Here is a 25,004-nt window from a genome sequence, read left to right as displayed (position 1 = left end):
CGTTATTCAGATCACACTGTGAGGAATCCCGCCGCGTTATACCGGCTGACTTTCGCCTGATTGTTCTGAATTCAGAACATTGTTTATCAATATCCGCACTACTCAGCTTTTCGCTTATGAATTAATTTTAATCCGCACAACAGCACGTTTCTGAGAAACAGACTGTTTAAACAAAAATCACCATCAAATTATCATAAGTGAGGGTCTTAAAATAAGTAATCCGGCAAACTTTAATGGTCAGCGTCCTGTTATTAATCCTGATGATGCACTGATGTTGTTAATCGATCATCAGAGCGGATTGTTCCGGATTGCCGGGATATGCCGATGACTGAAGATACAAAAGGGCTTGTTGCAAATAATGAATGAACCCTGATTAAAAAATTCGCTGCTTCATTATCAGCAGCGAGCCCTAATCAGTCAATGGCCGTATTGTGACATAAAGCGCCGGGCAGCTACGATACCAACGCCCATCAGGGCTTTGATATGCCGGACGATCCCGGCATATCAGTTTAAGGAGAGATTTATTATGCCATTTCAAATCGGAAACAGATTTTTTTCTGATGAAATCAGCAACAGCCGGAACAACGCAATAGCCCGTTCTGATACCCCGCCGGAGGCGGGTCTGTGGGAAAAAATTAAGGCATTTTTCTGCTCAGCGAACAAGCCTGAAGCGCAGGCACTCATCCGGCAGATTTGTCATCCGCCGGACAGAACAGAATGGGAGACGGTGACCGGAAAATTTGAACAACTCAAAACGCTCACGTATGGCGGATTTAAGGAAAGAGTTCAGGTCGGCCGGGACGGGGAAAATCACGCCTGTATTCTGGACGAAAACGGTGATGAGATGCTGTCAGTCACCGTTGATAAGGAGGGCGGTGAAACTCACCATCTCACCACCACAGCAGCACCCCGGACTACACAGGATTATGAAGCGTCCTGGTCTGCGTGGGAAAAAACCGCACCGGCAGGAAAGGCTCCCGACCGGGCTGCTGCGGTACAGATGATGCGTGACTGCCTGCATAATGACGGGACAGAACTCAATCTGAGCTACCTTGGACTCACCTCCTTACCGGAGTCCATTCAGGAATGTCCGCTCCGCACTCTTCAACGCTCATACTCCGACAGCCCGTTCAGCATCGTCATCGCCAACCAGTTCATTCGGTAGCTCCGTGTCAGACAGCATCCGGAATGTGTTTTCATAATCCAAGGTTTTCTTCTCACAGAGTGTTTCCCAGTCTTCCGGGTTTGTACGCTTGAGCACGCTGTGTAACGGTGCCCACGGCAGTATCCACTCCCTGAACCGGAGGTTTTCGTCAATTTTCACCCGGATTTCGGCGTCCCGCAGGTCTGGCTCTGTAATATCTGAAACATCAAAGTACTGCATTTCTGCTGTTACACTGCTCAGCTCAAGCGGTTTCTTCAGTTTATTCTGGTAGCCCAGATAAACTTCTATTTCATCAACTTCAGCTATTTTATTAACTTCACGCAGTGTACGGATCTTATTGCGGGCAATCAGTTCCAGCTTCTCCAGCCGGAACATTTCACGCCCTGCGGATACCAGTTCAGAGAGATTGTTATCATATTTTCCTTTTTCTGCATCCAGTCCGCCCTCTGGTGAACAATATGCCGGGCAACTATCTGGGGGATAAATGGATTTTAACCAGCTGACCTGCCTGCATGTCACTGACCCCGGTATAACTGACAACCCCCCATATAAAAACAGATGAGCGCACTGCTGCGCTCATCTGTTTCAGCGAAAAAACGGGAGAGAGAAATCAATCCTGCTCTTCTTCCCCGTCATTCTCCTCTTCCGTCACCGGCTCAGACAATGCCTCCGGTGCCGGCACTGGTTCCGGCTGGCCGAAACCACGCAGTCCCACCACATGCACATGTTCCTGATTATTGAAGACTTTACGCACCAGTTTATACGTTGTGCCTTTCTCCGGACTGATATTTTCCGGTGCCGCGATAATCAGCTGCATCTGTAAGCGGTCGCACAGCTCAAACAGGGTGGCGATAGATTTCGCATCCAGACGGGCGGCTTCATCCAGGAACAGCAGACGGCACGGTGAAATATCTTTGCTGCGCAGGCGGCGGGATTCTTCTTCCCAGCTCTGCACCACCATCACCAGAATGGACATCCCGGTACCAATCGCCTCACCGGTGGATAACGCCCCGCTCTCGGCTTTCAGCCAGCCGTCTGAACCACGGTTGACTTCCACTTCCAGTTCGAGGTAATTACGGTAATCCAGCAGTTCCTCACCGATGGTCTGCGGCAGACGCTGCCCCATATCCACCTGCGGGTTCAGGCGCTGATAGAGTTTCGCCATCGCTTCGGAGAAGGTCAGACGCTGACTGGCGAACAAGTCCTGATGCTGCTCGTGCTCTTCGGACAGCACATCCAGCAGTATCGCGTGGCTTTCGCGGATATTCACATTCAGACGCACCCCTTTGACCTGACCGAATGCCACTGCCTGCAGGCCCTGGTTAAGCATGCGGATACGGTTCTGTTCGCGCTGAATCGTTTTGCGGATGATATTGGCCACACTTTTCGAGCTGATCGCCAGTTTCTGTTCACGGGCGGTCAGTTCATCGGTCAGGCGCGCCAGTTCGATTTCCATCTGTTCGATGGCGTCGATCGGATCATCGGTTTTGATAATATCCTGGCGGATACGTTCGCGCAGGTGGCGGTACACTTCGATAAAGAACTGTACTTTGCGTTCCGGACGCTTCGGATCTTCGGACAGACGCAGTGCATCACGCAGATGTTCGTTATCTGCCACGGCCTGGCGCAACGCCCCGAGGGCTTTATCCGACATGGAACGCAGTGTGTCCGCATCTTCATAAGCCAGTTCACGGCGGTGGAGGCGGCGCTCAACACCACTCTCTTTCACCATACGCATTACCGCACACCAGCCCGCTTTGGCGGTCACGACCTGCTCACGGATCTGCTGGTAATCGCGCTCCGCTTTGCGCAGACGTTTTTGCAGGTTATCCATTTCCGACTCACCGATCCCCAGCTGTTTTTCCAGCTGATTGATACGGGCGCGGTTATGGCTGACCTGGTTGTACAGTTCATCACGGCGCACACGGGCGCGCTCTTCCGCATTGGCATCCGCCTGAACACCAATCTCGCTCATTTCGCGCTCAAGTTCACGCAGCATGTCCGATTTGGTTTCATACGAGCTGCGCAGTGAGGCCAGAACCTGATTGAACTCCGCGCATTTGGTCTGCTGCTGGCGCAGCATCTCACGTGTACGGCTACGATCCGATTCCGCATGCTCCAGACGCTGACGCAGTTTGTCATTAAGATCGGCATTTTCTGTCAGCATGCCGGCGGATTCGCCGTAATTAAAGTGCTGACGGCGCTGTGCGACTTCTTCAAGGGCAAACGCCTGCTGACGGGCCTGCTGCTGCACCTGTTTCGCGTTTTCGTAATCGCGGATCAGGGCTTCGTGCTGCTCCGGATCACTCTGGAGAACAGTAACCATCGGCTCCAGTTTGCGCAGCGCCGCACCGTACTGCTGAATATGACGGGCGGATCCCTGTGCATCGGTCAGCGCGTCACGGATCTCATCCGCGCGATCTGCCAGCGTTTCATCAAGCAGCAGAGCGGTATTCGGGATCAGACGGTTAAGGATGCTCAGGTTTTCTTTGATCTGCGCGTACTGCTGACGGGCAACAGCAGTCTGATCCTCAAACTGTGCCAGCTCGCGCTCCAGCTCATTACGGCGCTGATTCAGTGTGCGGATTTCCGCTTCCGGGTCAGCCTCAAAGGCCACCGAGATATTTTTACCGACAAAACGGCTGAATGCCTGATGGGCACGCTGCATTTTCTGGACATCGAAAGAGAGTGTCGCCAGGCGTTCTGCCAGCTCATCCCGTTCATGTTCCAGCACTGCCAGCTGATTCTCACGCGCCGCGCGGCCGAACAGCGGCACAGACGGGAAGCGGGAGTAACGCCACTGGCGATCGGTGCTGCGCACCAGTACCGCACGCTCCAGTTCTTCGGTGGTAAAGACGCTGTCATCAAAGGATTGCGGATCCCCTTCAATCAGATAGAGGTCTTCCGGACAATCATCGAGGGCATCCAGCATCGGCCGCACGGCGCTGAGATCCGGCACCACAATCGCATGACGCGCCGGGCCGTATAAGGCAGAGAAATACGGTGCGTCATCAATCGTAATGTCGTCATAGATTTCCGACAGCAATATACCGCCGAAACGCTCTGCCAGCCCCAGCATACGGCTGTCTTCCGCGCCGCTCGGCTGACTGAGCCGTTCAATATCTTTTTCCAGCTGTGCTTTTTTCAGCGCGATTTCATCACGCTCAACAGTCACTTCGCGCTCACGCTCCAGCAACTGCTGCATGTATTCCGTGACATCATTGGCGCTGGTGAACGTCTCATGAGACTGCTCACACAGTTGCGTCAGGGCTTCCTGCGCCGCCAGCCATGCCGGGGCTTTGACGGTCAGGGACTGGATCTGCTGTTTCAGCTGTTCAGTCTGCTGACGCATTTCCATGCGGCGTTCGCCGCTTTCGCTGACACTGACACTCAGGCTTTCCTGCTGCGCCTCAAGGGTCATCAGCATCTCATCCAGCCCGTCCGCCTCAATCTGCTGCCCGATGCGTTTGCAGAAATCATCCAGCGATTTCTGTGCATTGTGCTGACTGTGCAGGCGCTGTTCCAGTTCGGATAACTGCTGACGCAGCGGTTGTACGCGGTCAGCCATCATCTGTTGTGACGGCAGGTCACGCAGTAATTCACGGGCAGTCTGGTAAGCGTCGCTGCGGCTGACTTCGCCGACCACCGATTTCACCAGCTCATAGGCCTGAGAGAACTGACTGTGTGCGGCCTGTGCCACACTCATTTTCTGCTCAAGCACTAACAGGGATTCGGTTGCCTGCTCTTCGCGGGCGCGGAAGGTTTCCAGCCATTCATCCAGTGAATCAATATCCAGCTGCGGCAGCTGACACACCGCTTTGGCGCGTTCCAGTGCCTGTAATGCCTGCTGATACTGAATGGCGCGGGTCTGCTGAACGTCCAGTGCCTGCTGGTAATCGGCCAGCTGGCTTTTCAGCTCATCCACTTCCTCTTCCGCAACATGGTTGCGTTCTTCATATTCCGCCAGCTGCTCTGCGGCTTCTTCCGCCACTTCGGTCTGTTCTTCCAGGCGGAATGTCAGCTCTTCGACATCAGCCTGATAGCGGTCAATTTTTTCCTGCTGACGCATGGCCGTCTGCACCAGTGTCAGATGATCACTGGCCGCCTGGTAATCCGTTTCCAGATCGGCGGATGAGGCCGTCTGCTCCGCCAGCTCGCGGGACATTTCCACCTGACGGAGCTGTTCGCTGATAAGCTGCCTGCGGCTGCCGAGCAGCTCCCGGCGCACAGAGAGTGCCTGGTCGATATGCACACGGCGTTCATTGGCGTGACGCATGTAATCCGCAGAAACATACGCGGTTGCTTCGGTGATCAGGTGTTTGAACAGATCGCGGTCAGACTGGGTAACGCGGATAGCTTCCAGTGTGATACGGTTTTCACGCAGTGCCCCTTCCATATCCTGGAAGGCTTTGCGTACCCCGCTGTTCTCCGGCAGTAAATAGTCACGCAGGGAACGGGTGATGGCGCTGGAGATACCACCGTAAAGTGACGCTTCGATCAGGCGGTAGAATTTGCTGCGGTCGCCTGCAGAACGCAGACGTTTCGGGATAACCCCCAGCTCGAACAGCACCGAGTGGTAATCGGTAATCGAGTTAAACTGTTTGAAATGCACACCTTCGATATCATCCAGGCGGGCTTTCAGGTCATTCAGCGGCAGAACCCGCACCTGACGTTCACTCAGCTGTTCGCTGACAATTTGTGTCGGGGAGTACTGTGTCGGTAATCCCTGAATCATAAAGGATTTGATATCGACTTTTTTATCACGTCCGGCAATCTGCTGAAGACGCACACCCACCAGCACGCGCTGATGGCGGGAGTTCACCACATCCAGCATGGCGTAGCACACGCCCGGACGCAGTTTACCGTGCAGACCTTTATCACGGGAACCGGATGTTGCCCCGGCTTCAGTGGTGTTACGGAAGTGCAGCAGGGTTAAATCCGGGATCATGGCGGTAATAAAGGCCGCCATGGTGGTGGATTTACCGGCACCGTTACCACCGGATAAGGTGGTGACCAGCTCATCCAGATCAAAGGTGCGCGCAAAAAAGCCGTTCCAGTTGACTAACGTGAGCGAGCGGAATTTACCACGTTCAATCATTCTTCATCCTCCGCTTCATCCGTCGCGTTGTCATTATCAGATTCTTCATTATCATCGTCCTGATCCTCAGGGCGCAGGTGTTTTTCTTCTTCCGCAAGAGACTGAGCCTCACCATCGCGGATAAGACGCAGCTGCGCCTCACGCGGATCATCCCCGCTGCGGACATCCGCCCCGAAGCGGAAAACAGATTCGGCAATCACAAACTGGCTGTTATCCGCAGCAACAAATGTGATCATGCCCAGGCGGCGCAGGCGGTTCAGCGCACCACGGGTTTTTTCCAGTAATTTCTGTTTGTCCAGGTCCGAGCCGGTGGAGCGGTTATTCACCACTTTCAGTAATTTGGCTTCATCCGCCAGTGACAGCAGTTCCTCATAGAGTTCTGCCGTGGAGAAAATGCCCTGGTTGACCAGACGTTCCGGGCTGAGATACAGATAGCACAGCACTTTGCCGACCAGCATTTCCAGTTCGGATAACACCGAGCGCGGGATCAGCGTGGTGGAACGCGGGCGCAGATAGAAGAACCCTTCCGGGGCACGGACCAGTTCCACGTTATAACGGGCGTAAAAGCCTTCCAGTTCATCCTGGAAATCCATCAGAAAGGCATGATTATCCAGATCATCCACGCCGATATGGCGGCCTGAGCGCAACTGGCTGTCAAGTTCCGGAAAAAGGTTGTTGGCAAGTGCCTGAGCCAGCTTTGCTGACATAAAGTGTTCAATATGTGTCGATGACATGTGCCTGCACCTTCGCTCCGTATTCATTAATTGCTGACCATTCCGCCGGGATGCCTGAGAAATCAGCATCAGCCACCCCGAGGCGGACAGCCTGATCCACGATAATCCGTGCCACATCGAACTGGCGGCTGCGCGGATATTTCGCGAGGTAATCGCGCAGAACAGCGCCCAGATCCAGCGGCTTCGCCTGTGCTTTATACACGGCCAGCGCGCTTTCCATCATAACGGCAAGCTCTTCGTTGACCTCGCTGAATTCTTCATATTCCAGATCCGGCGGTAATTCCCCGGTCACTTCGTCATCACGCAGTGCCATCTCTTCATCACGCATATCCAGCAGGCGATCCGCATTGGCGACATTAAGGGCCCACGGCGAGTCAAAATAGTGCTGAACAGAATGACGCAGACGCTGCGAGAAAATACGGTTTTTATCCATATCGATAGCGGTACGGATAAATTTATGGACATGGCGGTCATAACCAATCCATAAATCGATAGACTGCTGGCCCCAGCTGATAATACGGTCGAGTTTGGCCTGCAAATCAAAAATCAGTTTATCCACCAGCTCAGAGCCGGTCGTTGCGCTCATATTGGCATCCTGAATGCGCAGCAGATTCGCCTGTAATTTGTCACCGGCGGCTTCGAGGGTATCCTGCAATTCCCGCAGTGTGAGAGACGTTTCGGACAACAACTGCTCACAGTTGGCAATGGCGGCCTGCCAGTCCTGATTCAGCAGTTTGGCGATATCGTCTTTTACCCCGTTTTGCTGCTCGTCCATAATGCGCTGCGACATATCAATACTGTCGAAAATCTCCGCCACGGAATATTTCAGCGGGGCAAATACATTACGGTGCCAGTGAAATTCATCCCCGCCCTCTTCGGCGGCATCTGCCGCGCGGCTCAGTTCACCGGCCACAATCGAGAGCTGCATGGATAAACGCAGTGAGGAAAATTCACGCTGACGGATATAATAATCGCTGATGCCGATCCCGAGCGGGGTCAGCCGGTAAATCGCATTACCCTCAAAGATATCACTGGTAAAGCGGTTAAATATTTTCTGGCGCACCATATCATTGATGGCATTGTTCGCACGGACCGCGACAGATTCCGTTGTCTGTTCAAAGCCTTTGCAGACTTCGCGGAAGGCATCCACCAGTTCCCCCTCGCTCATTTCACCGTCGATGCGCTCACTGTTAAGCACCGCGACAGACAGTAAAAAAGCCAGCCGTTCCGGTGGCAGCGCGATGGAGAAATCATTCTTTCGCGCCCATGCCACGAGTTCCGGGACTGTTTGGGTAAACTCACTCATTGTCCATCCTTCTGATCGGTTTTCGTGCCATAACGTGAATATAGCGGCCTAAGCTGATATAAGGCTCCTGACGGCAATAGCGTTGCTCCAGTGCCAGCAGCGCCGGAAAATCACGGTTTTGTAACTGGCGGCTCTGCAGATAATCATGGAAAACCCGCACGCCGGTTTTTGCCTCAATCGTCAGACGGCAATCATCCAGCCACTGATAAACCTGTTCCGGCATAAGGGGATTCTGCGGCGATAACGAACGCTTGCGGCGGCGCTGAATTTCCGGGGTTGCCAGATGAAAGTTGCCTAATATCGCATTGCGCATCACAAGGCCGTTCGCATTGTAGAACATTAACGATAATGCACCACCGCCCGCTATTATAGCGGTCAGTGCCTCAATTGCACCTTTTTGATCTGTGATCCACTCCAAAACGGCATGAAATAATACCAGATCAAACGTCCCTTCAGTATGAAGTGCGATATCCTGTGCCGCACAATGAATAAAGGACATATTTTCTGCCACACCGTCATCCAGCGCGGCCTGTTGTGCGCGGGCGATCATCTCTTCTGACAGGTCGCACAATACCACCTGATGCCCCAGTGCAGCCAGACGGCGGGAGAAGAAACCGTCACCGCCGCCCGCATCCAGAATACGCAGCGGGCCCGGTTTCAGCCGGGTCAGTAAGGCGTCCAGATCCTGCCAGACCACCGCTTCGCGGATTTGCCCTTTTGTTGTGCCATAGATATTGCGGGTGAATTTCTCCGCGATATCGTCAAAATTACGATCAACCATGAAAACCTGTGTTCAGTTCCGGGGGATATTTCGGGTCAGTCTGCGGCGGTTTCCCGCGCGATCCGGCTATCTTCAATTGTATTGCCGGGCAGAGCAGTGCAATATGCAAAGTCGGTAACTATTGTGTCACAGACGTGTCTAATGTCACCCGATTTGTGCAGACTCCTGCCGTTAACCGGTGATAAATCAATCATATTTAAGGTGCGCTCATGCTGTTTGCCCTGAAAAAATACCTCGGCGGTTTTCTGATGCCGCTGCCGTTTATGCTCCTGCTGATTTTAGCCGGATTACTGCTGCTGTGGTTTACCCCCCGGCAGAAAACCGGCAAAACCCTGATCACCGTGAGCTGGCTCGGGCTGGTGCTGCTCAGCCTGCAGCCGGTGGCGGATGCCCTGCTGCTGACAACAGAAAAACCGTATGAAAAGCGCTATGAGCTCATCACCCCGGCAGAGGTTCAGCAACAGGATCTGCGTTATATCGTGGTGCTCGGCGGCGGCTTTACCTATAACCCGGAATGGTCACCGTCCGCCAACCTGATCAGTAACAGTCTGCCGCGCGTCACGGAAGGTGTACGTCTCGCGCTGCGTTACCCGCAGGCGACGCTGATTTTCACCGGCGGGCCGGGCGCAAACAGTATCAGCAGCGCAGAGGCTGCAGCGCAAGTTGCGCAGTCACTGGGGATCCCGGCTGAACGCACGCTGCCGCTGATACTGCCGAAAGATACTGAAGAGGAAGCCGCTGAAGTGAAAAAAGTGGTGGGTGATGCGCCGTTCCTGCTGGTGACCTCCGCTAACCATATGACCCGCGCCAAAGCCTTCTTCGATGCGCGCGGCCTGCATCCGATCCCGGCACCGGCCAATCAGCTGGCGGTCACCACCCCGCTGCACAGCTGGGAGAAAACCATTCCTTCCGCGTACTATTTATCACACAGTGAACGGGTCTGGTATGAAGGGCTGGGGCGGCTCTGGCAGTCAGTGAAAACGTCAGATAATGAAGAACAGGAATAGAAGACAACAAAAACGCGGGTTCAGAAGTGACCCGCGTTTTTGTTTATAACTGTTATCGCTCAGCGGGCGGCAAACAATCTGCGCACAGTTTCAAGATCTTCCGGGGTATCAACACCGGTGCCCGGTGCTTCGGATGCCTCCGCGACATGAATTTTTTCACCGTACCAGAGTACACGCAGCTGCTCGAGCATCTCGATTTTCTCCAGCGGGCTGGTTTCCCACTGAATATAACGGCGGATAAACCCGGCACGGTAAGCGTAAATGCCGATATGACGCAGGAAATTATCACCGGCGCTGTCACGGCTGTGCATAAAACGCTCGCGATCCCACGGAATGGTGGCACGGGAGAAATAGAGCGCGTAGCCCTGTTTATCCATCACCACTTTCACCGCATTCGGGTTAAAGGCTTCTTCCGCTGAAGTGATTTTTACCGCCAGGGTGGCCATACCGGCTTCGCTGGCTGCCAGATTTTCAGCAACCTGCGCAATAATACTGTCGGGGATTAACGGCTCATCCCCCTGAACATTCACGATAATCTCATCATCAGCAAACTGATAGTGATCAATCACTTCCGCCAGGCGCTCGGTCCCGGACTGATGATCTTCGCGCGTCATGCAGGCTTCACCGCCCTCTGCGATCACGGCGTCAAATACCGCCTGTGTATCAGTGGCGACAATGACTCTCGCAGCGCCGGAACGTTTTGCCTGCTCCATCACACGGACAATCATCGGCTTGCCGCAGATATCCGCCAGCGGTTTACCGGGCAGACGTGTGGAGGCATAACGCGCGGGAATGATAACGGTAAACATGGCGATTATCCTTCTGAGACCGGCAATTCGCGGGCTTCATTCTCTAATAAGACAGGGATATCGTCACGGACGGGATAGGCCAGACGGCAGCCTTTGCAGATGAGTTCAAGATTTTGTTTGTCGTAGCTGAGTTTGCCGTGGCAAACAGGGCAGGCCACGATTTCGAGTAAACGGTGATCCATACGTCCCCCAATGAGATAAAAACGTTGGCTCAGAATAACATAAGCCCGGTCTCACCGTTAACTCTGTTGTTGCGATATCACAGAGATAGTCGCGTTTTTACCCATATTACAGCGCGATCACATCGTTCGCAGCAATACCATAACTGCCGCGGGTCAGTGAAAATTCCACTTCCTGCCCTTCGCACAGTAATTTGTTACGGGAATTGGCGATCCCGTTACGGGTTACCCAGATATCGTCGCCGCCGTTAACCGGGGAGATGAAACCGTAACCTTCTTTCGCGTCATACCATTTAACGCGGCCAAGTTGTAATTGTTTAGACATAGTATTAACTCCTTTTATATCACCAGAAATGGTATACACCCCATCGCTGGTTATGTCTGCTCCGGCCGGGCAACACGGGTGCTCTCTTTGCGAACAGCCACCCGGTAATGAGCAAAACATTATAGTTATTATTTTTTATTCTGATTTGCAGCCGGTCAGACACCGGCTGCAAAACATACCGTTTATCCGCGGGATCCGGTCATCCGCACCACAAGATTAACAAGGTGGTGTGAAAAAATTATGACAGCGGGATCAGAATATGTGTTAACTCGCGGATTGGTTGCACAGTGAGATATGAAATACATCACAGAAATACAACTTTTTGATTAAGCCATATTCAGATAAAAAGCGCAAGCCCCTTTATGCATTTTTTATGTGAGATATGACTTTATCCAGAATTAAATCGGCGGATTTTGCGGGAATGGCGGCACTGACCGGTAAATACCACCAGTCAGTTGCAGAAAAGGTAAAACATTTCACTGCATCCTTCTCTGTCATCAGGAGTGACTGCCCGGGTTTTATCAGTGCGGAAAGCTGTTCAGGGCTGTACGGCTGATGATCCGGAAACGCAACACACTGTACCGGTATCACCCCGAGGGCGTTCAGCGTGGCAAAAAAGCGCGGCGGGTGCCCGATACCGGCCATCGCCACACATTCACCGATTTCAGCCGCCGGTTTACGGGTGCCGTCAGACAGATTAACAGCCTCTCCCGGCACCAGCTGCATCGCGGTTTCCCCGGGTTGCGCGGTACCGCCATTGACGATCACCGCATCCACCTGTTTCAGACGTCCGGCCCGTTCGCGCATCGGCCCGGCAGGCAGCCACCAGCCGTTACCGAAACGGCGTTCACCGTCAACCACCACGATTTCCATATCGCGCTGCAGCGCATAATGTTGTAAACCATCATCGGTGATGATCACATCCACCGGTGCATGCTGCAAAATGGCCTCTACCGCAGCCGCTCTGTCAGGTGCGACCGCAACCGGCACACCGGTACGGCGGGCAATCAGAACCGGCTCATCACCGGCCTGTGCTGTCGTCGTGTCTTGCGTGATAAGCAGCGGGTAATGATCCGATTTCCCGCCATACCCCCGGGAAACCACCCCGGGACGGTAGCCACGGGCCAGCAGTTGCTCTGTCAGCCAGATAACCACCGGTGTTTTGCCGTTACCGCCGGCGGTCAGATTACCGACCACCACCACCGGCACCGGCATACGGCGGGATTTTTTCAGCCCGCAGCGGAACAGCAGACGCCGCAGACCACTGACCGCCCCGTACAGAAACGAGAGCGGCAGAAGCAGCCAGTAAAGCTTTGAGCGGCCGGACCAAATCTTATCGATCATCAGCGGTGCCGCTTAGTGACCAAACTGCATATTATAGAGCTGCGCATAGATACCAGGCTGTTTCACCAGTTCATCATGCGTACCACGCTCCTGCACTTCACCGTCCTGTACCACGAGAATTTCATCGGCTTTCTCAATGGTGGATAAGCGGTGTGCGATCACCAGACAGGTACGGTTTTTCTGTAACTCATCCAGCGCGGCCTGAATCGCACGTTCAGATTCAGTATCCAGTGCCGAGGTTGCTTCATCGAGGATCAGGATCGGTGCGTCACGCAGCAGTGCGCGGGCAATCGCAATACGCTGACGCTGGCCACCGGACAGCAGGACACCGTTTTCACCGATTTCCGTATCCAGCCCCTTATCCATCTTATTGATAAAGTCCATGGCGTAAGCCATTTCAGCGGCTTTTTCAATCTGCTCACGGGTGTACTTCCCTTCAGTGGCATAGGCGATATTATTCGCGACCGTATCATTGAAGAGGTGAACATTCTGCGACACCAGTGCCACCTGGCTGCGCAGTGATGCCAGTGTGTAGTCACGGATATCGTTGCCGTCGATCGTAATATGTCCGCTTTCAATTTCATAAAAGCGGGTGATCAGATTGGCAATAGTGGATTTCCCGGAGCCGGAACGCCCGACCAGCGCCACCGTTTTGCCTGACGGAATTGTGAACGACACATTTTTCAGCGCCGGGTTCTCTTTCCCGTGATAACGGAAAGTGACATTCTCAAACGTCACATCACCTTTGGCATCTTTCAGCACTTTGGTGCCGGTGTCTTTTTCCTGCTCCATATCAAGCAGAACAAACAGTGTCTGACACGCTGCCATCCCGCGCTGGAACTGGGCGTTCACGTTGGTCAGGGATTTCAGCGGGCGCATCAGGGCAATCATGGAGGAGAAGACAACCGTAATGGAACCGGCACTCAGCGCTTCTTTAATTTCAGGGAAACTGGCGGCAAACAGAACAAATGCCAGCGCAAAGGAGGCAATGATCTGAATAATCGGGTCAGCAATAGATGATGCGGTCACCAGTTTCATGCCCTGGCGGCGCATATGGTTGCTGACTTTATCAAAGCGATCATTTTCCACTTTCTGACCGCCGAAAATCAGCACTTCTTTATGCCCTTTCAGCATCTGTTCAGCACTGGCGCTGACCTGCCCCATTCCACTCTGCATGTTTTTACTGATTTCGCGGAAGCGCACAGAGACTTTGCGGATAACAAAGGCCACAATCGGGGCAATAACAATCAGAATCAGCGACAGCTGCCAGCTGTTGTAAAACATAAGGCCGAACAGCGCAATAATATAAGCGCCTTCACGGACGACCGTTACCAGTGCGCCGGAAGAAGACGAAGCCACCTGTTCGGAATCATAGGTAATACGGGAGAGCAGTGTCCCGGTGGATTGCTGATCAAAGAAGGAAACCGGCATACCCATCATATGCCGGAACAGGTTACGGCGCATGGTCATAACCACTTTACCGGACACCCACGAGAGGCAGTAACCTGAGACAAAACTGGAGATACCGCGTAACAGCATCAGCCCGAGGATAATCAACGGCATGATACGGAGAAAATCATTGTCGGCAGTGCCGAAACCTTCATCAAGCAGCGGTTTCAGCAGCGACAGCATAAATGCATCGCCGCCCGCATTGATGACTAACGCAATAGCCGCCACGATGATACCTGTTTTAAACGGTGCGATTGTCGGCCATAACCGGCGGAATGTTTGCCGGGTTGAAATATCAATATCTTTCATTATTGCGTTTACCAATACCAAAAATTAGCTGCCTATATTACCCGTTTACCGGCTGATCTCCAAACCATGCGCTGAACCAGCGGGCGGAGAGATGGGTACGGTAAGTCGCGACGGATATTTCATCAGCAAAAAAGGACACAGAAATCTGGCCGCTGTGCGCAGTATCATGCCACTGCACGCCGAGATCATGATAGCGACGGCGTACTTTATCAGAAGGCAGACGCCACGGGCTATAGCGTGCAACAGAAACCAGTGCGAAAGCGGGATTTACCGCACGAATAAAAAATTCTGATGATGAGGTTTTGCTGCCATGGTGCGGAACTTGCAGTACTGTGGCAGAGAGTTCATCTTTATACCTGATCAGCTGTTTCTCTGCCTGTTTTTCGATATCCCCGGTCAGTAAAATCTGATATTTCCCGTCACTGATGCGGATAACACAGGAGCCGTCATTTTTGCTCAGCTGATAGTTTTCATCCGGCCATAACACCTCAAAAGACAATGACTGCCATCGCCAGCGCTCCCCGCGGCGACAGGGTGTATCGGCCTGCGGAATGTTGCCTTTAACCACAGCGGCAGGATAAGCACGGCGCAGGGAGCCCAGCCCGCCGGTGTGGTCACGGTGGTCATGGCTGATCATAATCCAGTCCGGGGTCAGGCGGTGATAATGCAGATAAGGCAGCACCGTGCGCAGCCCGTCATCCCGTGACCCGAAGCGGTTGCCGGTATCATACACCACAGCCCTGCCATCCTTTATCACCACCGCCGCCAGTCCGTGCCCGATATCCAGCACAGTGACCGACCATGCCGGCAGCGGTGTTTTCCGCAGATACAGACAGCAACTGAACACCATTCCCGGCAGCAGCAGCGGGTGCTGCCGCCACATATCCAGCCGGATAATATAAACCGCCAGCCACATCAGTGGTGTCCATATCAGGGCGACATGTCCGGTCATCACCCAGCCCTGCGCCAGAAACGGCAGCGGCCATAATGCCAGCGCCAGAGAATAATCAGCCAGCGACAGCGCAGGTCCGATCAATAACCCGGCAAACAGCAGCGGCACCGTCAGAAAGGAAATCACCGGGACGACCCACAAATTACTCAGAAACGACAACACATTCACGCCACCGAAGAAATAGCCCTGAACCGGTAACAGCAGTAAAAATAATCCGCACTGATAAGAAAGGAACAGCCTGATATTGCGCCACAGGCGGATAAAGAGTGTCAGCGGGGTAAAGACATGACGGCGGGAGAAAGCACTGGTGTGATGCCAGAACAGCAATGCGGTAACCGCAGTATAAGACAGCCAGAATCCGGCTGATAAAATCGTCAGCGGATCGATCAGCAGTAACAGTGCCGCACTGATCACAACAAACTGATACGCTGGCAGGTGGTAATGCCGCCAGCGCAGCAGATGCCATAACAGCAGTGCAGACAGTGCCCGGCAGGCCGGAACCGCAAACCCGGCCAGCCAGACATAAGCAATCGCGGCACAGACTGACAGCAGAGAGGGGATTAAATGAGTCATCACACGCAGCGGTAACAGCAGCAGCAATAACCGTCCGCCCCACCAGCCCCATAACGCCGCCAGCCCGATATGCAGCCCGGAAATAGCCACCACATGCGCTACGCCGGTTTCCTGCACCAGTCTGCGCTGCTCTGCCGTAATACCGCGCCGCTCGCCAAACAACAGCGCCGCCATCAGTCCGCTGTGCGGCAGGTTATCCATTGCAGGAAGGTATGCCGCAATCATCTTCTGACGCTGGTTGCAGTCTGACGATAATTTTTTGCTGCGCCCCGGGGTCAGAGAAAACAGAACCCGTTCTGACAGCAAATATTGCTGCCGGTTTGACTGTCCTTCATTTAGCTGACCGTGTACCGGCCTCAATACAGGACGAAATATACGCCAGATTTCACCGGCACACGCCGGTTTAAATGAACCTTTTATTTTTATATTAATAAAAACAGTATCATTATACGCCTGACTATCTATATTAATAATCCGGCCTCTGACGGAATAATAATCAGATGAATTAATCATAACATCATGGATCATAATATCGATATTATCGGGTGGTTCAGAGGAAAAGAGTGATAATGTATTACTGATATGAATATTTACTGCGAGAAAAGTGCCGACAACAATGCGGATAAAAAAACTCAGCCGGTTGCGGATAAGAAAAAGCAAACAAATACCAATGAATAACAGCAGACTTTCTGCCGGTAACAACAGTCGCGGTATCAGCAACAGCGGCAGGTTTCCGGCCACAACAGCCGTCGCAGCCAGCCAGAGCGGTAACGGACGGGGAAACAAATAGTTCAGCACAGCCATAACAGTCATATTACTCACCGGAAGGGTAAACAGACCGGTATTATGTTATGACGGGTATAGCGTGTTATTACGATAATAGAAAAATGCGTGTCGTCACGAATTTATATTTCAATCATACAAATGATCAATTATTTTATGCGAGTCAACTCACAATTATTTGCTTAATTATAAATACAGTCTACTTTCCAATAGTATTTTATGACGAACTGAATATGATGTCTTCCGTAACCTATTATTAATAAACAAATTCAGCTTGCCAACACCAGAACCTTATACAACCGCAATTCATTAATACGATGTTAACATTTTTATGATAATGATAATTGAATATTTACTGCAAAAAAAATGACGCCGGTGGCGTCATTTTTATTTATCTCTGTCAATAATCAAGCATAGATATTTGCGCGGTCGCGTAACTCTTTGCCCGGTTTGAAGTGAGGAACGTGTTTACCTTCCAGTTCCACCTGTTCGCCGGTTTTTGGGTTACGACCTACCCGCGGTGCACGGTAGTGCAGAGAAAAACTGCCGAATCCACGGATTTCAATACGTTCGCCGTCAGCGAGCGTATCCGCCATATGCTCAAGGATCTCTTTTACTGCTTCTTCAACAACTTTAGCCGGAAGATGAGATTGTTGGCCTGCCAGCTTCTCAATCAGTTCAGATTTGGTCATATAACCTCCTGGACTACCCTGGTTATCATAAAAGCAGACCGCTTGCGCGGCCTGCCGTTGCTTAATTACTCGCCTTTAGCTGCTTTGAAAGCTTCTGCCATTGCGTTGTTAGAGAAGCCGGCTTCTTCCTGCTTGTTCACAGTCGCGATAGCGTCTTTCTCATCCGCTTCGTCTTTTGCACGTACAGACAGATTGATTACACGGTTTTTACGATCAACACCGGTGTATTTAGCTTCAACTTCATCACCAACGCTCAGAACCAGAGTAGCATCTTCAACGCGATCGCGTGAAGCTTCTGATGCACGCAGGTAACCTTCAACGCCATCCATCAGCTCAACAGTTGCGCCTTTAGCGTCTACTGCAGTTACTTTACCGGTGACGATAGCACCTTTCTTGGTAACAGCGGTGTAGTTGTTGAACGGATCTTCAGCTAACTGCTTAACGCCCAGAGAGATACGCTCGCGCTCTGCATCAACCTGCAGAACAACAGCTGCGATTTCGTCGCCTTTTTTGTATTCACGTACTGCTTCTTCGCCTGCAACGTTCCAGGAGATGTCAGACAGGTGAACCAGACCGTCGATGCCGCCATCTAAACCAATGAAGATACCGAAGTCAGTGATTGACTTGATTTTACCTTCAACGCGGTCACCTTTGTTATGGGTTTCCGCGAACTGCTGCCATGGGTTAGATTTGCACTGCTTCAGGCCCAGGGAGATACGACGGCGTTCTTCGTCGATGTCCAGAACCATAACTTCAACAACGTCGCCCACGTTTACAACTTTAGATGGGTGGATGTTTTTGTTGGTCCAGTCCATTTCAGAAACGTGTACCAGACCTTCAACGCCTTCTTCGATTTCAACGAAGCAGCCGTAGTCAGTCAGGTTGGTCACGCGACCGGTCAGACGGGTGTTCTCAGGGTAACGCTTAGCGATTGCGACCCAAGGATCTTCGCCCAGCTGTTTCAGGCCCAGAGATACGCGGGTACGTTCGCGGTCGAATTTCAGCACCTTAACAGTGATTTCGTCGCCGACATTCACGATTTCGCTTGGGTGTTTAACACGTTTCCACGCCATATCAGTGATATGCAGCAGACCATCAACGCCGCCCAGATCAACGAATGCACCGTAGTCAGTGAGGTTCTTAACGATACCTTTAACTTCCATGCCTTCCTGCAGGTTTTCCAGCAGCTGATCGCGCTCTGCGCTGTTTTCTGACTCGATAACTGCACGACGGGAAACAACCACGTTGTTGCGTTTCTGATCCAGCTTGATTACTTTGAACTCAAGCTCTTTGCCTTCCAGATGCGTGGTGTCACGAACAGGACGCACATCAACCAGTGAACCCGGCAGGAACGCACGGATGCCGTTCAGTTCGACAGTGAAACCGCCTTTAACTTTACCGTTGATAACACCGGTAACAGTCTCAGCTTCTTCGTATGCTTTTTCCAGCATCAGCCATGCTTCGTGGCGTTTTGCTTTCTCGCGGGACAGAACAGTTTCACCGAAACCGTCTTCTACTGCGTCCAGAGCAACATCAACTTCGTCGCCAACCTGGATTTCCAGCTCGCCCTGAGCATTTTTGAACTGTTCTACCGGGATAGCAGATTCTGATTTCAGACCTGCGTCAACCAGAACTACGTCTTTATCGATAGCGACAACAGTACCACGGACGATAGCGCCCGGACGGGTTTCGATAGCCTGCAGGGATTCTTCAAAGAGTTGAGCAAAAGATTCAGTCATGTTTGATCTTCAAGTGTTTAAGTATTAACGTCCATTTAGCATCCGGCCGAATGGGGTTGTTTCACATACCTTGCAACATTCCTTGTCACAAAGGGGTGGCAGAAAACTGCTTCTTTGCCTTGTTCTCTGCCGGTAAAAAACTTCAACTTAACATTATAAACAAAAACGAATACAGAAACCTACTAAAAAACACGTTTTCAGTCAGATTTTCCGCAAATATTGTTTATCATTCCGCCGTTTCTGCCAGTTTTGCCTTCGTATACCGGAGGGCTTCGGCAATAACGTCATCAATTGACATGGTTGTTGAGTCCAGAATCAGCGCATCACCGGCAGCCACCAGCGGGGCAACCGCACGGTTGCGGTCGCGGAAATCGCGCTCTTCTATCTCAGCAAGAAGGCGGTCAAAATTAACACTAAAGCCTTTGTCCTGCAACTGCTTCATCCGGCGGTGGGCGCGCTCCTGCGCACTCGCGTCAAGAAAAATTTTCACCGGAGCATCCGGGAACACCACCGTGCCCATGTCGCGGCCGTCGGCAATCAGGCCCGGCGCCACACGGAATGCGCGCTGGCGGCGCAGCAGCGCTTCACGGACACGCGGAAATGCCGCGATTTGTGAGGCCGTCATCCCCACTTCTTCCTGACGGATAGCCCGGCTGACATCCTCACCTTCCAGAATGGTCTCAGGGCCGGTGTCTTTTGCCAGGAATTTCACATCCAGATTAGCCGCCAGCGGAACCAGTGCATCTTCCGAGGTGATATCCACATGATGATGCAGTGCCGCCAGTGCCAGAACGCGGTAAATTGCGCCGGAGTCCAGTAAATGCCATCCCATTTCGTTTGCCAGTGCGTGACAAAGGGTGCCTTTGCCCGCGCCGCTCGGGCCGTCAATGGTAATGATCGGAACATATACTGCCATGCGCGCTCTCCTGTCGCAGTCCGGCGGCCGTGACAACGGCCGCCTGAAAAAAGATGCCCGTATTATACGCATCTGTGACAGCAGAGGAAACGCCCTGCACGCAGAACGGCGTTTTTTTATTCTGACAGTGCCGCCAGCTCACTGAAGTAGCCGGGGAAGGTTTTTGCCGTACAGCCCGGATCGAGGATCGTGACCGGGGTGTCTGACAGTGCCACCAGCGAGAAACACATGGCGATACGGTGATCGTTATAGGTTTCAATGTCCGCATGCTGCAATTTTGCCGGCGGGGTGACCTGAATGTAATCATGTCCTTCTTCCACCTGTGCACCGACTTTACGCAGTTCAGTGGCCATTGCGCTGAGACGATCCGTCTCTTTCACCCGCCAGTTATAGATATTGCGGATAGTGGTTGTCCCTTCGGCGAACAGCGCGGTGGTGGCAATCGTCATCGCCGCATCCGGGATAGCGTTCATGTCCATATCGATGCCGTGCAGAGTATCGCGGGTGCATTCAATGTACGTGTCCGCAAACGTCACTTTCGCACCCATTTTTTCCAGCACTGCGGCAAATTGGGTGTCCCCCTGCAGACTGTTACGCCCGATACCGGTAACCCGCACCGTGCCGCCTTTAATGGCTGCCGCTGCAAGGAAATAGGAGGCGGATGAGGCATCCCCCTCCACCAGATATTCTCCCGGGGACTGATACTGCTGTTTTCCTTTGATCAGGAAACGCCGGTAATCTTCATTCACCACCGTGATACCAAACACGGACATCATTGCCAGCGTGATATCGATATACGGTTTGGAGACCAGCTCGCCGGAGATGGTAATTTCGGTGTCATTCTCCGCCGGTGGTGCTGCCATCAGCAGCGCAGTCAGGAACTGGCTGGATACGGAACCGTCCACACTGATACGCCCGCCGGTAAAACCACCGCGGATCCGCAACGGCGGATAACCGTCATTCTCAGGGAAATCAATCTGTGCGCCGCCCTGACGCAGTGCATCGGTCAGATGGCCAATCGGACGCTCTTTCATACGCGGTTCGCCGGTCAGGATAATGTCATTATCCCCGAGACACAGTGCCGCCGTCAGCGGGCGCATCGCCGTTCCGGCATTGCCCAGGAACAATTCAATACCTTTAAACCCGCTGATCGGTTTGCCCTGACCTTCCACAATGCATTCAGTTTTATCGTCAGAAAGCTGATAACGGATCCCCAGTTCCCGCAGTGCACTGAGCATATGGCGGATATCATCACTGTCGAGCAGGTTGATAAGGCGTGTTGTGCCCGCTGCCTGTGCCGCCAGCAGCAGTGCCCGGTTGGAGACACTCTTGGAGCCGGGCAGGTTAATCGTCCCGTTAATGCGGGCGATGGGTTGTAACGTCAGGGAATCCATACGAAGTTATTCTCCGGTGTGTAAACATAAAAACGAAAAACGGGGCCGGATGCTTACCCGGTCCCGGAAAAGTATCTGCAACAAATCAGCTGTGACGGCTTTCAAACTCCGCCATAAACTCAGCCAGTGCGCGCACGCCTTCATACGGCATCGCATTATAAATGGAGGCGCGCATCCCGCCGGCGACTTTGTGCCCTTTCAGGGAGACCAGTCCCTGTGCCTGTGCTTCGGCGAGGAATTTGCTGTCCAGTGACGGATCAGACATCTGGAACGGTACGTTCATCAGTGAACGGTTGGCTGCCGCCACACGGTTAATATAGAAATCACTGTGATCCACCGCAGAATAAAGCAGTTGTGCTTTGTCATAGTTGATCCGGGCGATTTCCTGTAAACCACCCTGTTCAATCAGCCATTTAAAGACCATGCCGGAGAGATACCAGGCAAAGGTCGGCGGGGTATTGAACATGGAATCACAACCGCTCAGCACGGTATAATCGAGGATGGACGGGGTTTCTCTGCGCGCTTTGCCCAGCAGATCCTCACGGATAATCACCAGGGTCAGCCCGGCCGGGCCGATATTTTTCTGCGCGCCCGCATAAATCACCCCGAAACGGCTGACATCCAGCGGTTTTGACAGAATGGCAGAGGAGTAATCCGCAATCACGATTTTATCGCCGAAGTCCGGCTCTTCATGAATGGCAATACCATCAATGGTTTCATTCGGGCAGTAGTGAACATAGGCTGCATCATCACTGAGCTGCCATTCGCTCATCGGCTTCACGCCGATGCCGTCTTCCGATTCGGTTCTGACATTAATAATGTTCGGTGTGCAGTATTTTTTTGCTTCTTCTGCCGCACATTCCGCCCAGTATCCGCCCACCACATAATCCGCTTTGGTTTTCTCACCCAGCAGGTTCATCGGCAGTGCGGCAAAATGTCCGCGTGCGCCGCCGTGACAAAACAGCACTTTATAGTTATCCGGCACCGCGAGGATCTGGCGCAGATTATTTTCCGCTTCCTTTGCCACCGACATAAACTCTTTGCTGCGGTGGCTGATTTCCATGATTGAGGTGCCGAGCCCGCGCCAGTTGCACAGTTCCTGCTCAGCACGGCGCAGCACTTCAACCGGCAGCATAGCCGGACCGGCACTAAAGTTGTATACCTGACTCATTGACCTCACCCTATCTGTAAATTAACGCCCTGTATATCCATCGTATGAATATGCCTTGTCTGTCGGTTTTATCACTCCCCACCCTTCGCTGCAATGCTTATTGCATGATGGGCGCTAAACCCTTTTTATCGTCCGGCAGAATATCTGACCACATCTGACCCGCAGACCGGAATATTATATAATGCATTTCCGGCGATACATGACGGACAACGGAAATACAGCGGAATAACCCGGCGGTAACTTTACATTCACAAAGGTAGCCGCTGACACGAAAAATCCGTATTATGTGCGCCTTTCTTCCCCGGTATTCCTGAGTCCGCGTACAGCGGGCCGTTACAGCAATTGTGGATCCCATGACGCAAACACATACTTTTATTCCCGGCAAAGATGCCGCCCTTGAAGATTCCATCAGCCGTTTTCAGCAGAAATTGCAGCAGCTGGGTTTCAATATTGAAGAAGCCTCGTGGCTCAACCCGGTACCAAACGTCTGGTCTGTGCATATCCGTGATACTGATTGTCCGCTCTGTTTTACCAACGGTAAAGGCGCCACGAAAAAAGCCGCGCTGGCCTCCGCGCTGGGCGAGTATTTTGAGCGTCTGTCCACCAACTACTTTTTTGCCGATTTCTGGCTGGGCGAAACCATTGCCAGCGGGGAGTTTGTTCACTATCCGGATGAGAAGTGGTTCCCGCTGACAGAAGATGACTCGCTGCCGGACGGTATTCTCGATCAGTATCTGCGCGACTATTACGATCCGGAAAATGATTTGCAGGGCAGCCAGCTGATTGATCTGCAATCCTCCAATGAGGAGCGCGGTATCTGCGCCCTGCCGTTTACCCGGCAGTCTGACGGCAAAACGGTTTATATTCCGATGAATATCGTCGCCAACCTGTATGTGTCCAACGGCATGTCCGCCGGGAACACCCGCAATGAAGCCCGCGTGCAGGGATTATCAGAAGTCTTTGAACGTTATGTGAAAAACCGCATTATTGCTGAGCGCATCAGCTTACCGGCGATCCCGGAAGCGGTGCTGGCGCGTTATCCGCAGGTTGTTGAGTCAATCCGCACCCTGGAAAGCGAAGGCTTCCCGATCTTCTGCTTTGATGCCTCACTCGGCGGTCAGTACCCGGTCATCTGTGTGGTGCTGTTTAACCCGGCCAACGGTACCTGTTTCGCCTCTTTCGGTGCTCATCCTGATTTCGGTGTTGCTCTGGAGCGGACTGTCACTGAGCTGTTACAGGGACGCAGCCTGAAAGACCTCGACGTCTTCACCGCACCGACCTTTGATGATGAAGAAGTGGCGGATCAGACCAACCTGGAAACCCACTTTATCGATTCAAGCGGTCTGATCAGCTGGGATCTGTTTAAACAGGATGCGGATTATGATTTCGCTGACTGGCAGTTCCGCGGCACCACCGAAGAAGAATTCACCACACTGATGGGACAGTTCGCGGCATCCGGCCATGAAGTGTATATCGCCGATTATGAACATCTCGGTGTATATGCCTGCCGTATTCTGGTGCCGGGCATGTCAGATATCTATCCGGCGGAAGATTTGCATATGGCGAATAACGCCATGGGTATTCATCTGCGTGAAACCATTCTCGCACTGCCGGAAAGCCGTTACAGCGCGGAAGATTATCTCTCTCTGCTGGCACAGCTGGATGAAGAAGGCCATGACGACTTTACCCGTGTCCGTGAATTGCTGGGCATTGCCGCCGGGAAAGATAACGGCTGGTCCACCCTGCGCATCGGTGAACTGAAATCCATGCTGGCACTGGCAGGCGGCGATACCGATCAGGCGCTGGCCTGGGTGGAGTGGACACAGGACTTCAACGCCAGTGTCCTCAGTGCTGAGCGGGCAAATTATTACCGCTGCCTGCATACCCTGTTATTACTGACGCAGGAGCCGGAGCGCAACACAGAACAGTACCTGCCGGCGTTTGCCCGTATGTATGGTCAGGAAACCCTGAATGCGGCCCTGGATGCCCTGAACGACAAAAACTGTTTCTTCGGGTTATGCGCATCAGATAATAATTTAACCGCATTTCCTGCGCATCAGGCACTGCTGGCGGCTTATGAAAAATTGCAAAAAGCAAAAACGCATTTTTGGCAAAAAGATAAAAATGCGTTTTAATCATCATAAACAGCCATAAACGTAAATATTAGGTTAATTTGTTCGTTTTAAGTAACACAAACCCGACAAATTAACCTTATTTTTTACTTTAATTAAATAAAAAATAAAAAATAAAAATATTTTATAATTTTTAAAAAATTTTT

The 25,004-nt window shown here is 52.4% G+C and carries 18 protein-coding genes and 1 pseudogene; 3 read left to right on the top strand and 16 right to left on the bottom strand.

Going from position 1 to position 25,004, the window contains the following annotated elements; genetic code table 11:
- Positions 1–526: 526 nt before the first annotated feature.
- Positions 527–1,165, top strand: a complete 639-nt coding sequence (locus U868_RS0122065) for a leucine-rich repeat domain-containing protein (protein WP_025155175.1) — start codon at positions 527–529, stop codon at positions 1,163–1,165.
- Here U868_RS0122065 and U868_RS0122060 read toward each other — a convergent pair.
- The 5 genes and pseudogenes from U868_RS0122060 to cmoM form a co-directional block, all read right to left on the bottom strand.
- Positions 1,115–1,600, bottom strand: a pseudogene (locus U868_RS0122060) (NEL-type E3 ubiquitin ligase domain-containing protein); the annotation flags it as partial. The gene U868_RS0122065 and the pseudogene U868_RS0122060 sit on opposite strands and share 51 nt — an antisense overlap.
- A gap of 175 nt (positions 1,601–1,775) precedes the next feature.
- Complete coding sequence (gene mukB, locus U868_RS0122050) at positions 1,776–6,263, bottom strand: chromosome partition protein MukB (RefSeq protein ID WP_025155173.1); 4,488 nt, start codon at positions 6,261–6,263, stop codon at positions 1,776–1,778.
- Positions 6,260–6,997 carry a chromosome partition protein MukE gene (gene mukE, locus U868_RS0122045; RefSeq protein ID WP_025155172.1) on the bottom strand — a complete coding sequence of 246 codons (738 nt, stop codon included), beginning with the start codon at positions 6,995–6,997 and terminating at the stop codon, positions 6,260–6,262. Before mukE ends, mukB begins: the two co-directional genes overlap by 4 nt.
- Positions 6,978–8,303 (bottom strand): chromosome partition protein MukF, encoded by a 1,326-nt coding sequence (gene mukF / locus U868_RS0122040; RefSeq protein ID WP_025155171.1) that lies wholly within the window; start codon positions 8,301–8,303, stop codon positions 6,978–6,980. The genes mukE and mukF overlap by 20 nt, the downstream gene beginning before the upstream one ends.
- Positions 8,296–9,084, bottom strand: a complete 789-nt coding sequence (cmoM, locus tag U868_RS0122035) for a tRNA uridine 5-oxyacetic acid(34) methyltransferase CmoM (protein WP_025155170.1) — start codon at positions 9,082–9,084, stop codon at positions 8,296–8,298. The genes mukF and cmoM overlap by 8 nt, the downstream gene beginning before the upstream one ends.
- Positions 9,085–9,293: 209 nt before the next feature.
- Between cmoM and elyC the strand changes: the two genes are divergently transcribed.
- Positions 9,294–10,091 (top strand): envelope biogenesis factor ElyC, encoded by a 798-nt coding sequence (elyC, locus tag U868_RS0122030; RefSeq protein WP_025155169.1) that lies wholly within the window; start codon positions 9,294–9,296, stop codon positions 10,089–10,091.
- Between the two features lie 59 nt (positions 10,092–10,150).
- Here elyC and kdsB read toward each other — a convergent pair whose 3' ends face one another.
- The 11 genes from kdsB to serC all read right to left on the bottom strand — a co-directional run bounded on the left by kdsB (position 10,151) and on the right by serC (position 22,726).
- Complete coding sequence (kdsB, locus tag U868_RS0122025; RefSeq protein ID WP_025155168.1) at positions 10,151–10,900, bottom strand: 3-deoxy-manno-octulosonate cytidylyltransferase; 750 nt, start codon at positions 10,898–10,900, stop codon at positions 10,151–10,153.
- Positions 10,901–10,905: 5 nt separating this feature from the next.
- A complete protein-coding gene (locus U868_RS24870) occupies positions 10,906–11,082 on the bottom strand; it encodes a Trm112 family protein (protein ID WP_004235830.1) in 177 nt (58 codons plus the stop codon).
- Positions 11,083–11,188: 106 nt separating this feature from the next.
- Positions 11,189–11,404, bottom strand: a complete 216-nt coding sequence (locus U868_RS0122020) for a cold-shock protein (RefSeq protein WP_004241772.1) — start codon at positions 11,402–11,404, stop codon at positions 11,189–11,191.
- 360 nt (positions 11,405–11,764) lie between these two features.
- Positions 11,765–12,748 carry a tetraacyldisaccharide 4'-kinase gene (gene lpxK, locus U868_RS0122015; protein ID WP_025155167.1) on the bottom strand — a complete coding sequence of 328 codons (984 nt, stop codon included), beginning with the start codon at positions 12,746–12,748 and terminating at the stop codon, positions 11,765–11,767.
- A 12-nt stretch (positions 12,749–12,760) separates the two neighbouring features.
- Positions 12,761–14,506: a lipid A ABC transporter ATP-binding protein/permease MsbA gene (msbA, locus tag U868_RS0122010; protein WP_029991531.1), complete on the bottom strand. Its 1,746-nt coding sequence runs from the start codon at positions 14,504–14,506 to the stop codon at positions 12,761–12,763.
- Positions 14,507–14,543: 37 nt separating this feature from the next.
- Positions 14,544–16,844, bottom strand: coding sequence for a DNA internalization-related competence protein ComEC/Rec2 (locus U868_RS0122005; RefSeq protein ID WP_025155165.1), 2,301 nt, complete (start codon positions 16,842–16,844; stop codon positions 14,544–14,546).
- 377 nt (positions 16,845–17,221) lie between these two features.
- On the bottom strand, positions 17,222–17,506 hold the full coding sequence (gene ihfB / locus U868_RS0122000) for an integration host factor subunit beta (RefSeq protein ID WP_025155164.1): 285 nt from the start codon (positions 17,504–17,506) through the stop codon (positions 17,222–17,224).
- A gap of 65 nt (positions 17,507–17,571) precedes the next feature.
- Positions 17,572–19,245 (bottom strand): 30S ribosomal protein S1, encoded by a 1,674-nt coding sequence (gene rpsA, locus U868_RS0121995; RefSeq protein ID WP_004235822.1) that lies wholly within the window; start codon positions 19,243–19,245, stop codon positions 17,572–17,574.
- A 226-nt stretch (positions 19,246–19,471) separates the two neighbouring features.
- Complete coding sequence (gene cmk / locus U868_RS0121990) at positions 19,472–20,161, bottom strand: (d)CMP kinase (protein ID WP_025155163.1); 690 nt, start codon at positions 20,159–20,161, stop codon at positions 19,472–19,474.
- A gap of 116 nt (positions 20,162–20,277) precedes the next feature.
- Positions 20,278–21,555 (bottom strand): 3-phosphoshikimate 1-carboxyvinyltransferase, encoded by a 1,278-nt coding sequence (gene aroA / locus U868_RS0121980; RefSeq protein ID WP_025155162.1) that lies wholly within the window; start codon positions 21,553–21,555, stop codon positions 20,278–20,280.
- 85 nt (positions 21,556–21,640) lie between these two features.
- Positions 21,641–22,726 carry a 3-phosphoserine/phosphohydroxythreonine transaminase gene (gene serC / locus U868_RS0121975; RefSeq protein WP_025155161.1) on the bottom strand — a complete coding sequence of 362 codons (1,086 nt, stop codon included), beginning with the start codon at positions 22,724–22,726 and terminating at the stop codon, positions 21,641–21,643.
- Positions 22,727–23,079: 353 nt separating this feature from the next.
- Here serC and ycaO point away from each other — a divergent pair, with 353 nt between their 5' ends.
- A complete protein-coding gene (gene ycaO / locus U868_RS0121970) occupies positions 23,080–24,861 on the top strand; it encodes a 30S ribosomal protein S12 methylthiotransferase accessory factor YcaO (RefSeq protein ID WP_029991527.1) in 1,782 nt (593 codons plus the stop codon).
- The last annotated feature ends 143 nt before the right edge of the window (positions 24,862–25,004 follow it).

The organism is Morganella morganii H1r (assembly GCF_000633515.1).
Classification (GTDB): Bacteria; Pseudomonadota; Gammaproteobacteria; order Enterobacterales; family Enterobacteriaceae; genus Morganella; species Morganella morganii_B.
This window is presented reverse-complemented; position numbering and strand designations above follow the sequence as displayed.